The sequence below is a fragment of the Mycobacterium sp. ENV421 genome (assembly GCF_002887815.1).
Classification (GTDB): Bacteria; Actinomycetota; Actinomycetes; order Mycobacteriales; family Mycobacteriaceae; genus Mycobacterium.
Genome location: NZ_PDHO01000008.1, coordinates 109,380 through 121,184 on the forward strand (window position 1 = coordinate 109,380; position 11,805 = coordinate 121,184).

Sequence of the window (11,805 nt, forward strand, 5' to 3'; positions counted from 1 at the left end):
GGTATCAAGCCTTGAGGAGTCTCGATGACGAGCGCCCCGCGCACCACACCCGCGGTGCTGGACCGGATGGCTCTCGATTTCGCCGACCACGACGCACTGGTCACCGACGACCGCACGTTCACTTTCGCCGAGCTGCGCGACGAGGTCCGCCGGACAGCCGCCGCGATCATCGGGCTGGGCGTACAGCCCGGCGACAAGATCGCGATCTGGTCACCGAATACCTGGCATTGGGTGATCGCCTGCCTCGCCACGCAGTACGCCGGTGCGGTGATGGTGCCGCTGAACACGCGGTACACCGCTGACGAGGCATCCGACATCCTGGCCCGGACCCACGCACCGCTGCTGTTCGGCATGGGCCGGTTCCTGGGCGCCGACCGGGTTGGCGATCTCGATCGCGCCGCACTGCCGGACCTCCGGCACATCGTGCGCATCCCGATCGACCAGACCGACGGCACCTGGGACGAGTTCCTCGCCGGCCCGCAGGTGCCGCTCTCGGAGGTCGACGCCCGGGCGGCGGCGGTGCGCCCCGACGACCCGTCCGACGTGCTGTTCACTTCGGGCACCACCGGCCGCAGCAAAGGTGTGCTCTGCGCGCACCGGCAGTCACTGGCCGCCCCCGCGGCATGGGCCGAGTGCGGCCAGCTCACCAGCGCCGACCGCTATCTGTGCATCAACCCGTTCTTCCACAACTTCGGCTACAAGGCCGGCATCCTGGCCTGCCTGCAGACTGGCGCGACGCTGATCCCCCAGTTGACGTTCGACCCCGAGCAGGCCATGCGGGTGATCGCCGAGAAGCGCATCACCGTGGTGCCCGGGCCGCCGACCATCTTCCAGACGCTGCTGGATCACCCGAATCGCGCGCAATACGACCTGAGCTCGCTGCGGTTCGCGGTGACCGGCGCGGCGACGGTGCCCGTCGTGCTGATCGAACGGATGCAGGCCGAGCTGGACTTCGACATCGTGCTGACCGCGTACGGGCTGACCGAGGCCAACGGATTCGGCACCATGTGCCGCGCCGACGACGACGCGGTCACCGTCGCCACCACCTGCGGTCGGCCGATCGCCGATTTCGAGTTGCGCATCGATTCCCCAGACGACACCGGTGCCGGTGAGGTGCTGCTGCGCGGACCCAATGTGATGCTCGGCTATCTCGATGATCCTGCGGCGACGGCGGCCGCAATCGACAGCGACGGCTGGCTGCACACCGGCGATGTCGGCACCGTCGACGAGGCGGGGAACCTGCGCATCACCGACCGGCTCAAGGACATGTACATCTGTGGCGGTTTCAACGTCTACCCCGCCGAGATCGAGCAGGTACTGGCCCGGCTCGAGGGAGTCGCCGACGCCGCCGTGATCGGTGTGCCCGACGAACGCCTCGGTGAGGTCGGGCGGGCGTTCATCGTGCGCCGGCCGGACAGCGACCTCGACGAGCAGGCCGTGATCGACTACACCCGCAAGCACCTGGCCAATTTCAAGACCCCGCGCTCGGTGGTATTCGTGGCGGCACTGCCACGAAACCCCGGCGGCAAAGTGGTCAAACCCACACTGCGAGAGATGGTTTGATGGACCTGCACTACGACGACGCGACCGAAGAGTTCCGCACCGAGGTGCGGGACTTCCTGGCGGCCAACAAAGACTCGTTCCCGACGAAGTCCTACGACAACGCCGAAGGGTTCGAACAGCACCGGCGGTGGGATCGCATCCTGTTCGACGCAGGCCTGTCGGTCGTGACCTGGCCGGAGAAATACGGCGGCCGCGACGCCTCGCTGCTCCAATGGGTGGCCTATGAGGAGGAGTACTTCCGCGCAGGCGCGCCGGGACGCGCCAGCGCCAACGGCACCTCCATGCTGGGGCCGACCCTGTTCGCGCACGGCACCGAAGAACAACTGGACCGTGTCTTACCGAAAATGGCCAGCGGCGAGGAGATCTGGGCGCAAGCCTGGTCGGAGCCGGAGTCCGGGAGCGACCTGGCGTCGCTGCGGTCCACGGCCACCCAGACCGACGGGGGCTGGCTGCTCAACGGCCAGAAGATCTGGAGCAGCCGCGCGCCGTTCGGTGACCGTGCCTTCGGGCTGTTCCGGTCCGACCCGAGCGCCGAGCGTCATCGCGGACTGACCTACTTCATGTTCGACCTCAGGGCCGAAGGTGTGACGGTGCGTCCGATCGCGCAGCTCGGCGGCGACACCGGCTTCGGAGAAGTGTTCCTGGACAACGTCTTCGTCCCAGACGCCGACGTCATCGGCGCCGTGCACGACGGTTGGCGCGCCGCCATGAGCACGTCGAGCAACGAACGCGGTATGTCACTGCGCAGCCCGGCGCGGTTCCTCGCACCGGCTGAGCGTCTGGTGTCGGAGTGGCACCACCGTGGCGGTGACCCCGCGTTCGCCGACCGGGTAGCCGATGCCTGGATCAAGGCGCAGGCCTACCGGTTGCACACATTCGGCACCGTGACCCGGGTCGCCGAAGGCGGCGAACTGGGCGCCGAGTCGTCGGTGACCAAGGTGTTCTGGTCGGATCTCGACGTCGCACTGCACCAGACGGCGTTGGAACTGCGCGGCGCCGACGCCGAGCTGACCGACTCCTGGACCGAAGGCCTGCTGTTCGCGTTGGGTGGTCCGATTTACGCCGGCACCAACGAGATTCAGCGCAACATCATCGCCGAGCGTCTGCTCGGGCTGCCCCGAGAAAGCTCAGCGAGCGCAGGAGCGAAGAAATGAAATTCGCACTCGACGAACAGCAGCGGGACTTCGCCGCCAGTATCGACGCCGCACTGGGCGCCGCCGATGTCCCCGGCTCCGTCCGGGCGTGGGCACAGGGCGACACCGCACCCGCACGCAAGGTGTGGTCGGCGCTGACCGACCTCGGTGTGACCGCCCTCGCCGTTGCCGAGAAGTACGACGGCATCGAAGCGCATCCCGTCGACCTGGTGGTCGCCCTGGAGCGACTCGGCCGATGGAACGTTCCCGGTCCGGTCACGGAATCCATTGCGGTGGCGCCGATTCTGCTGGCCGATCAGGAGGATTGGGCCGACCGTTCGGCTGCTCTGGCGTCCGGCGAGCTGATCGCCACGGTGGCATTGCCGCCGTCGGTGCCCCGCGCGGTCAACGCCGACTTCGCCGGACTGACCTTGCTGGCGCAGGACGGTCAGGTCGGTGACGCCACCGTCGGAGACGGGCACTCCTCCGTCGACCCCAGTCGCACCCTGTTCGACGTCACCGCCGCAGACACCCGCGCCGCCGACGTGGCCCTGGCCTTTGAATACGGGGCGTTGGCGACCGCAGCGCAACTGGTCGGCGCCGCGCAGGCGATGCTGGACATGTCGGTCGAATACGCCAAGCAGCGCAGCCAATTCGGCCGCATCATCGGCAGTTACCAGGCGATCAAGCACAAGCTCGCCGACGTGCACATCGCGGTGGAACTGGCCCGCCCCCTGGTCTACGGCGCGGCACTGTCGCTGGCCGACGGATCCCCTGACACCACACGCGACGTCAGCGCAGCCAAGGCGGCCGCCTCGGACGCCGCGCTGCTGGCGGCACGGTCCTCGCTACAGACCCACGGCGCAATCGGATTCACCTCCGAACACGACCTGTCACTGTGGCTGCTACGGGTGCAGGCGCTGCATTCGGCGTGGGGCGATCCGACCAGCCATCGTCGTCGAGTGCTGGAGGCGCTGACATGACATCCACCGAAGAACGGCAGATGCTGCGCGAGAGCGTCGCAGCGCTGATCGACAAGCACGCCTCGCCCGCAGCGGTGCGCGACGCGATGGAGTCCGATCTCGGTTACGACGCATCGTTGTGGTCCAAGCTGTGCGAGCAGGTCGGCGTCGCCGCACTGGTGGTACCCGAGGAACTCGGCGGTGCAGGCGGGGAATTGGCCGATGCCGCAGCAGTTCTCGAGGAGCTGGGTCGCGGCTTGGTCCCGACGCCACTGTTGGGAACGACACTGGCCGAGCTGGCCCTGCTCGCCGCGGACGAACCCGACACCGACACACTCGAGCAGCTCGCTGCGGGTGAGTCCGTCGGCGCCGTGGTGTTCGACCCCGGATACGTGGTGAACGGTGACATCGCCGATGTGGTGGTCGGTATCGAAAGCGGTTCACTGACCCGGTGGAGTGACGTCAGCGCCGAAACAGTCCAGACCATGGACCCGACCCGCCGGCTGGCGCGCGTGTCCGCGGGATCAACCGACGTCATCGGCACCGATCCCGGCCTGGCCGACACCGCGTCGATCCTGCTGGCCGCCGAGCAGATCGGTGCGGCCACCCGCTGCCTGGAACTCACCGTCGCCTACACCAAGGAACGCGTGCAGTTCGGCCGCCCCATCGGCAGCTTCCAGGCGCTCAAACACCGGATGGCCGATCTGTACGTCGCGGTGCAGTCCGCCCGCGCCGTCGTCGAGGATGCCATTGCCGCACCGTCGCCGACATCGGCAGCGCTGGCCCGCCTGGCGGCCACCGAGGCGTTCACCAAGGTCGCCGGTGAAGCGATCCAGCTACATGGCGGAATCGCCATCACCTGGGAACACGACATCCAGCTGTACTTCAAGCGCGCGCACGGCAGTGCCCAGCTGCTCGGTCCGCTGTCGGACCAACTGCGCCAGCTCGAATCACAGGTGTTCTAGCCTGACTTCAGTGAAGTCCACCGCGGTCAACCTGCCCCATCCGATCGGCTACGTCCTCGGCGGGGGCGGCAGCCTGGGTGCAGTCCAGGTCGGCATGCTGCAGGCGCTGAGCGAGCGAGACCTGGGTCCCGACCTGGTGGCCGGCACCTCCGTCGGATCGATCAACGGGGCGGTGCTGGCGTCCGACCCGGTCGGGGCCGCCAACCGGTTGTCCCACGCGTGGGCGCGGATGACACGGGAGGAAGTGTTTCCCGGCGGCCTGATCGCCCAGGCGTTGCTGTTGCAACGGGTCAAGACCCACCTGTTCCCCAACACCGGGCTGGCAGCCGTCATCGCCGACTTCCTCGGCCCTACCACGGATTTCGCCGATCTCGTCCTGCCGTTCGCGGCCGTCGCCGTCGATGTCGCGACCGCGCAGCCCCATGTGCTTCGCCAGGGCCCGCTGCTGCCCGCGCTGCTGGCCAGCTCCGCCATACCCGGCATCTATCCGCCCGTCGACCACGACGGCCTGCGGCTCTACGACGGCGGCGTGGTGGCCAACGTCCCGATGCGCCAGGCCGTCGCGATGGGCGCCCGCTCGCTTGTGGTGCTGGACTGCTTTTTCCCCGGTCAGCTGCCGCGCTCCACCGACACCATCGCCGACATCCTGCTCTACACCGCACTGGTGACCATGCATTCGCAGTCGGTATCCGAGGCGACGCTGGTGGCCGAGAACATCCCGGTGGTCTACCTGCCCGGACCCGCGCCGCGGCTGGTCTCGCCGCTGGACTTCACCCACACAGCCGAGCTGATCGAAGACGCGTACCTCTCGGCGCGACAGTTCCTCGACGAGCTTCACGTCGACGGACCCGGGCTGTACCGTCAGCGCCCGCCGGAGAAAGGTCCTCTAGCGTGAGTCCGGTGAACGATCACGTGGCGTCGCGGGCCGGCATCCCCCCGTTCTACGTCATGGATGTGTGGCTGGCCGCCGCCGAACGTCAACGCACCCACGGTGATCTGGTGAACCTGTCGGCCGGCCAACCCAGCGTCGGCGCTCCGGAACCGGTGCGCGCGGCAGCGGCGGCCGCCCTGGAGGCCAACCAGCTGGGCTACACCGTCGCGCTGGGCATCCCGGAGCTACGGCAGGCGATCGCCGGGTCCTACGCCGACCGCTACGGCGTGGACGTCAGCACCGACGACGTGGTGGTCACCACCGGTTCCTCCGGCGGATTCCTGCTGGCATTCCTGGCTTGCTTCGACGCCGGCGACCGCGTGGCCATCGCCAGCCCGGGCTACCCTTGCTACCGCAACATCCTGTCCGCTCTGGGATGCGAGGTGGTGGAGATCCCGTGCGGGCCGCAGACGCGGTTCCAGCCGACGGTGCAGATGCTGGCCGAGCTGGATCCACCGGTGCAGGGTGTGATCGTGGCCAGCCCGGCCAACCCCACCGGCACGGTCATCCCGCCTGAGGAACTCGCGGCGATCGCCACCTGGTGCGACCAGACCGGGGCCAGGCTGATCAGCGACGAGGTGTACCACGGGCTGCTCTACCCCGGTGCACCGGAAACGTCGTGCGCCTGGCAGACGTCGCGCAATGCGGTTGTGGCGAACAGCTTTTCAAAGTACTTCGCGATGACGGGCTGGCGGCTGGGCTGGCTGCTGGTACCGCAGGAGCTGCGCCGCGCGGTGGATTGCCTCACCGGGAACTTCACGATCTGCCCGCCGGTGCTCCCGCAGTACGCCGCGGTGGCGGCGTTCACGCCGGAGGCCATCGCCGAAGCGGAGGGCCATCTGCACCACTACGCCGCCAACCGGGAGCGGCTGCTGACCGGTTTGCGTGATATCGGTGTGACCCGGCTGGCCCCCACCGACGGGGCGTTCTACGTCTACGCCGACGTCTCGGACTACACCTCGGATTCGTTGGCGTTCTGCGAAAAGCTGTTGGCCGACACCGGATTGGCGATCGCCCCGGGGGTCGACTTCGACACCGTGCGCGGCGGGTCGTTCGTACGGTTGTCGTTCGCCGGGCCGTCGAGCGACATCGAGGAGGCGCTGCGCCGGTTGAGACCCTGGCTTCGCTGACTTGTCGGTGGGTCGGGGTACCGTCGACCACATGTTCGAAAGTTTGTTCGAGTTCGACGCTGACGCCGACGAAGCAACGCTGCGTGGGATCGTCGCACAGCTCGAACAGCTGAAGGCCGCTGCAGCTGCCGCCCAGGCCCGCGCAACCGAAGCGTGGGCGACCAAGCGGCATGTGGCGGAAGCGGAAGCGGGTGTTCCGAAGCCGAAACGCGGCCGTGGACTGGCCAACGAGGTGGCTCTTGCTCGCCGCGTCGCCCCGAAGCGGGGTGGCCAACACCTCGGGTTGGCGACCGCGCTTGTACGCGAAATGCCGCACACCCTTGCCGCGCTGGGATGTGGCGCACTCAACGAGTGGCGCGCGACAACGATCGTGCGCGAGTCAGCATGTCTTTCGATCGAGCATCGCCGGCAACTGGACGCCGAACTATGTAGCGATACTTCGGCACTCGAAGGCTGGGGTGACAAGCGGGTTGCCGCTGAGGCAAAGAAGATCGCCGTGCGACTGGACGCGCAAGCCGTTGTCGAACGCAGCGCCAAAGCGGCAGCCGATCGGTGCGTGTGGATCCGTCCCGCGCCGGACACTATGGCCTACGTAACGGTGTTGTTGCCCGTCGCGCAGGGGGTCGCCGTGTACGCCACAGTCAGACGACAGGCAGACATCACCTTCGACGGACGCTCCCGCGGTCAGGTCATGGCCGATACCGTGGTGGAGCGCGTCACCGGCAGACCCGCAGAACAGCCCGTACCCGTGTCGCTCAACCTGGTGATGGCCGATACCACCTTGGCTGGGGATGACGATGAGTCGGCATGGTTGGACGGCTACGGTCCGGTGCCCGCCGGATTCGCATGCAAGATGGTCGGCGACGCCGCTCTCGATGACAACGCCAGAACCACGTTGCGAAGGCTTTATCGGCATCCCGACAGCGGACAGCTGGTTGCGATGGAATCGCGTTCACGAATCTTTCCGAGAGGGTTGGCCGCGTTCATCGGACTGCGGGACCAAACGTGCCGAACGCCGTACTGCGACGCCCCTATTCGCCATCGGGATCATGCGCTACCGCACCGGGAATCCGGCAGTACGAGCGCGCTCAACGGCCTCGGGGAGTGCGAGGCGTGCAATTACGCCAAAGAAGCTCGCGGCTGGCGGGTACGTACTGCCGAGCGCGACGGCATGCATCAGGCCGACTTCACCACTCCGACCGGAGCCACGCATCGGTCCATCGCCCCACCGTTGCCCGGGCCGCCGATCCGAAAACGGCTCAGCATCATCGAGAGTCAGCTCAGCGTCGACCTGGTGACCTTCGACGCTGCCTGACGTCCTGTCAGCGGGCGCTCCAGCCGCCGTCCATCGTGTAGGAAGCGCCGGTCACCATCGCCGCGGCGGGCGACGCCAGCCAGCCGACCAGATCGGCGACCTCCTCGGGTTCGACCAGCCTTTTGATCGCGCTCTCGCTGAGCAGGATCGTCTCCAGCACTTCCTGCTCGTCGATGCCGTGGGTGCGGGCCTGGTCGGCGATCTGCTTGGTCACCAACGGAGTTCGCACATACCCGGGGTTGACGCAGTTGCTGGTCACGCCGCGCGGGCCGCCCTCGAGTGCGGTCACCTTGGACAGCCCCTCCAGCGCATGTTTGGCCGTCACGTAGGCGACCTTGAACTCCGAGGCACGCAACCCGTGGATGGACGAGATGTTGATGATCCGGCCGAACCCGCGCTCGTACATCACCGGCAACACGGCACGCACCAACAGGAACGGCGCCTCAACCATCAGTGCGAGCAGCATCCGGAACTTGTCCGGCGGATAGTCGACGATCGGATCGATGACCTGCATGCCCGCATTGTTGACCAGGATGTCGAAGTCCAGGTGCAACTCTTCCAATGCTGTGACGTCGAGAAGATCCACCTCCCAAGCTTTTCCGCCGACTTCGGTGGCCAATTCGGCTGCCCCGGCACCGTCGATGTCGGCAACTGTGACTCGCGCCCCGCGAGCGGCCAGCTCGCGCGCGCACGCCGCGCCGATCCCACTGGCCGCCCCGGTGACCAGAGCCGAGCGCCCCTTCAGTGCAGTCATGCCGGCGCCGTCGCGGAGACTGCCCTGCTGTCGCGCTGGGCGTCGGCGGTGTCGATATCGGCAAGGTCGATGCCCTTGGTCTCCCGGGCGAACGCCAGCGCGATCAGGGTTATCACCGCGGCGCCCGCCAGATAGATCGCGATCGGCACCGCCGACTTGTAGATCTCCAACAGCTTCACCGCGATGATCGGCGCCAGCGATCCCGCGAAGATCGCGGTGACCTGATAGCCCAGGGACACACCGGAATACCGCATCCGGGTCGGGAACATCTCGGCCATCAGCGCCGGCTGTGGTGCGTACATCAGCGCATGGATGACCAGACCGAGAATGATCGAGCCCATGATCAACAGGTAGTGCCCGCTGTTCATCATCGGGAAGGCGAAGAAGCCCCACGCGCCGGCGCCCAGCGCTCCGAGCAGATACACCGGTTTGCGCCCGAAGCGGTCCGACAACCGGCCGGCGTACGGGATCATCACGAAATGTACTGCGTGCGCGGCCAACAGCCACCACAAGATATCGCTCGTGTCGGCGTGCACCTGCACCTTGAGATAAGTGATCGAGAAGGTGACCACCAGGTAGTACATGATGTTCTCCGCGACGCGCAGCCCCATTGCGGTGAAAACCCCACGCGGATAACGCTTGACGACCTCGACGACACCGTACGAACTCGCCTTGATCTGCTCCGCCTCCCGCTGGGCCGCCACGAAGATCGGGGCGTCGGTGACCTTGGTCCGGATGTAGTAGCCGATCAACACCACCACCGCCGACAGCCAGAAGCCGACCCGCCAGCCCCAGGACAGGAACGCGGTTTCGGATAGCGTGGTCGTCAACGTCAGCAGCACCACCGTGGCGAGGATATTGCCCACCGGGACGCCGGCCTGCGGCCAGCTGGCCCAGAATCCGCGCTCCCGGCTGGGACTGTGTTCGGCGACCAGCAGCACCGCGCCGCCCCACTCCCCGCCCACGGCGAAGCCCTGAAGGAAGCGCAGCACCACCAGCAGCGCGGGCGCCCAGTACCCGATCTGCCCGAAGGTCGGCAGGCAGCCCATCAAGAATGTCGATGCGCCGACGAGCACCAGGCTGAACTGCAGGAGTTTCTTCCGGCCGTACTTGTCGCCGAAATGGCCGAACACGATTCCACCGAGCGGTCGTGCGGCGAAGCCGACGGCATAGGTGATGAACGCCGCGAGGATCGCGTCGAGGTCGCTGGTCCCTTTGGCGAAGAAGATCTTGTTGAAGACCAGCGTGGCCGCGGTGCCGTAGAGGAAGAACTCGTACCACTCGACGACGGTGCCCGCCATCGAGGCAGCGACCACCTTGCGAAGGCCGCTCGTCACAGTGGTCACGCTCATCTGTCCCTCCTCGGTAACTCCATGCCCCAATGTGACGGCAGCCACACGCCGATGAGTATTCGCGCACGCCGCAGAGGGCGCAATGTCGAAATGCGCAGGAGCGGTCTGCGATTATGCAGATAAATCCGAGCTCGCGGCCGCTCGTCACCTCAGCAGATCGGCGGCCTTCTCGCCGATCATCATCGCGGCGGCGTTGGTGTTCACCGGCACGAGCCGCGGCATGATCGATGCGTCTGCCACCCGTACACCGGTCAGACCATGCACTCGCAGGTCCGGTCCGACCACCGCGTCGGCTCCGATTCCCATCGCGCAGGTGCCGACCGGGTGGTAGTAGGTGCCGGTGCCGCGAGCGACGAAAGCCCGGAGCGCCGCCTCATCGGTGACATCGGGCCCCGGCAGCACCTCACGTGCTCGCCACGGCGCGAACGGCTCTGTCGCCGCGATCTCGCGCGCCACCTCGACCCCGTGGACCATTCGCCGCACGTCGGATTCCGTCCCCAGGTAGTTGGGATCGATCAGTGGCGGTGTCACCGGGTCGGGTCCCGCCAGACGGATCGAACCACGCGCTTCCGGCACCGTCGCGACCCCGAGCGTGAAGCTGTTCGCCGGCGCGTCCAGATGCGGCGGATGAAACGGTACGTGGATGAACATGAGCTGCATGTCCGGGCCCGCCAGCGCCGCTGAGCTGCGCCACAGCAGCGACGTCTCGGCGTGGTTGGTCTGACCCGCCGGAATCGCCTGCGCAGCCTCGTAAACCACGCCACACAGCGGATGGTCGTGCAGGTTGCGACCGACGCCCGGCAGGTCATGGATGACCCCGACCCCGGCCGCGTGTAATTCCGCGGCGGGGCCGATACCCGACAGCAGCAGCAGGCGCGGCGAGTCCACGGCACCGGCACTGATCACCACCTCAGCCTCGGCGTACCCGGTCAGTTCTCGACCGTCCTGTACAAAATCGACACCGACGCAACGGTTTCCCTCGAATCGCAGTCGGTGTGCGCGAGAGTCCGTCATGACGGTCAGGTTGGGCCTGCCCCGCGCGGGGTGCAGATAGGCGGCCGCGACGCTCTGCCTGGCGCCACCGGAGATCGACAGATCGTGCCAGCCGGCCCCCTCCGCGTCGGCCCCGTTGAAGTCCTCGGTCAGCGGGAACCCCGCGGCGATCGCGGCATCGAGGAACACCTTCGACAGCGGATTGGCCACCTCGGTCGCGGCAGGAGCCGGGAGCACCGGGCCGTCGGTGCCGCGGTAGCGCGGGTCCCCATCGGGGACCGTCTCCATCCGGCGGAAGTAGGGCAGGACGGACGTGTAATCCCATCCGGTGCAACCGGCTTCTGCCCAGCTGTCGAAGTCGCTCGGGTGCCCCCGCAGGTACACCATCGCGTTGATGCTGCTACTGCCCCCCAGCGTGTGGCCCCGCGGCCAGTTGTGGGCCGAGCCGACGGTGCCCGCCTGCGGAACGGTGGTGTAGGAGTAGTCGATCTCGCTGCCCCACAACGTCGGCCATGCGGGCGGCGCGGCGATCTCGGGTTTGGTGTCGGCCGGCCCGGACTCGAGCAGCAACACCCGGACTGCCGGGTCCTCCGAGAGCCGGGCGGCGATCACCGACCCTGCCGATCCGGCGCCGACGATGACGTAGTCGTGGTTGATCAAGGCGTCGTAGTTGGTCAAAACGGAGTGCAACGGAACTTCCTTAGGCT

The 11,805-nt window shown here is 67.3% G+C and carries 10 protein-coding genes; 7 read left to right on the forward strand and 3 right to left on the reverse strand.

Going from position 1 to position 11,805, the window contains the following annotated elements; all coding sequences use genetic code 11:
- The first annotated feature begins 24 nt into the window (after nt 1-24).
- From fadD3 to CRM90_RS12655, 7 genes are read left to right on the forward strand one after another with little or no spacing between them, the layout of a single operon-like run.
- Nucleotides 25-1,563: a 3-((3aS,4S,7aS)-7a-methyl-1,5-dioxo-octahydro-1H-inden-4-yl)propanoate--CoA ligase FadD3 gene (gene fadD3, locus CRM90_RS12625; RefSeq protein ID WP_102807298.1), complete on the forward strand. Its 1,539-nt coding sequence runs from the start codon at nt 25-27 to the stop codon at nt 1,561-1,563.
- Nucleotides 1,563-2,717, forward strand: coding sequence for an acyl-CoA dehydrogenase family protein (locus tag CRM90_RS12630; protein WP_102807299.1), 1,155 nt, complete (start codon nt 1,563-1,565; stop codon nt 2,715-2,717). Before fadD3 ends, CRM90_RS12630 begins: the two co-directional genes overlap by 1 nt.
- On the forward strand, nt 2,714-3,679 hold the full coding sequence (locus CRM90_RS12635) for an acyl-CoA dehydrogenase family protein (protein WP_102807300.1): 966 nt from the start codon (nt 2,714-2,716) through the stop codon (nt 3,677-3,679). Before CRM90_RS12630 ends, CRM90_RS12635 begins: the two co-directional genes overlap by 4 nt.
- The gene (ipdE2, locus tag CRM90_RS12640) at nt 3,676-4,623 is read left to right on the forward strand and encodes an acyl-CoA dehydrogenase IpdE2 (RefSeq protein WP_102807301.1); all 948 of its coding nucleotides are present in this window, start codon (nt 3,676-3,678) and stop codon (nt 4,621-4,623) included. Before CRM90_RS12635 ends, ipdE2 begins: the two co-directional genes overlap by 4 nt.
- A gap of 10 nt (nt 4,624-4,633) precedes the next feature.
- Nucleotides 4,634-5,518: a patatin-like phospholipase family protein gene (locus CRM90_RS12645; protein ID WP_233209296.1), complete on the forward strand. Its 885-nt coding sequence runs from the start codon at nt 4,634-4,636 to the stop codon at nt 5,516-5,518.
- Between the two features lie 5 nt (nt 5,519-5,523).
- Complete coding sequence (locus CRM90_RS12650) at nt 5,524-6,684, forward strand: pyridoxal phosphate-dependent aminotransferase (RefSeq protein ID WP_102807388.1); 1,161 nt, start codon at nt 5,524-5,526, stop codon at nt 6,682-6,684.
- Between the two features lie 31 nt (nt 6,685-6,715).
- Complete coding sequence (locus tag CRM90_RS12655) at nt 6,716-7,999, forward strand: 13E12 repeat family protein (protein ID WP_102807302.1); 1,284 nt, start codon at nt 6,716-6,718, stop codon at nt 7,997-7,999.
- A 7-nt stretch (nt 8,000-8,006) separates the two neighbouring features.
- Here CRM90_RS12655 and CRM90_RS12660 read toward each other — a convergent pair whose 3' ends face one another.
- From CRM90_RS12660 to CRM90_RS12670, 3 genes are all read right to left on the reverse strand, one after another.
- On the reverse strand, nt 8,007-8,753 hold the full coding sequence (locus CRM90_RS12660; protein WP_102807303.1) for a 3-hydroxybutyrate dehydrogenase: 747 nt from the start codon (nt 8,751-8,753) through the stop codon (nt 8,007-8,009).
- Nucleotides 8,750-10,105 (reverse strand): MFS transporter, encoded by a 1,356-nt coding sequence (locus tag CRM90_RS12665; RefSeq protein ID WP_102807304.1) that lies wholly within the window; start codon nt 10,103-10,105, stop codon nt 8,750-8,752. Before CRM90_RS12665 ends, CRM90_RS12660 begins: the two co-directional genes overlap by 4 nt.
- Nucleotides 10,106-10,249: 144 nt before the next feature.
- Nucleotides 10,250-11,788, reverse strand: coding sequence for a GMC family oxidoreductase (locus CRM90_RS12670; RefSeq protein WP_199189875.1), 1,539 nt, complete (start codon nt 11,786-11,788; stop codon nt 10,250-10,252).
- Between the last annotated feature and the right edge of the window lie 17 nt (nt 11,789-11,805).

Coding starts and splice junctions, on each gene's coding strand:
- fadD3 (WP_102807298.1), top strand. CDS start 25: ATGACGAGCGCCCCGCGCACCACACCCGCGGTGCTGGACCGGATGGCT.
- CRM90_RS12630 (WP_102807299.1), top strand. CDS start 1,563: ATGGACCTGCACTACGACGACGCGACCGAAGAGTTCCGCACCGAGGTG.
- CRM90_RS12635 (WP_102807300.1), top strand. CDS start 2,714: ATGAAATTCGCACTCGACGAACAGCAGCGGGACTTCGCCGCCAGTATC.
- ipdE2 (WP_102807301.1), top strand. CDS start 3,676: ATGACATCCACCGAAGAACGGCAGATGCTGCGCGAGAGCGTCGCAGCG.
- CRM90_RS12655 (WP_102807302.1), top strand. CDS start 6,716: ATGTTCGAAAGTTTGTTCGAGTTCGACGCTGACGCCGACGAAGCAACG.
- CRM90_RS12660 (WP_102807303.1), bottom strand. CDS start 8,753: ATGACTGCACTGAAGGGGCGCTCGGCTCTGGTCACCGGGGCGGCCAGT.
- CRM90_RS12665 (WP_102807304.1), bottom strand. CDS start 10,105: ATGAGCGTGACCACTGTGACGAGCGGCCTTCGCAAGGTGGTCGCTGCC.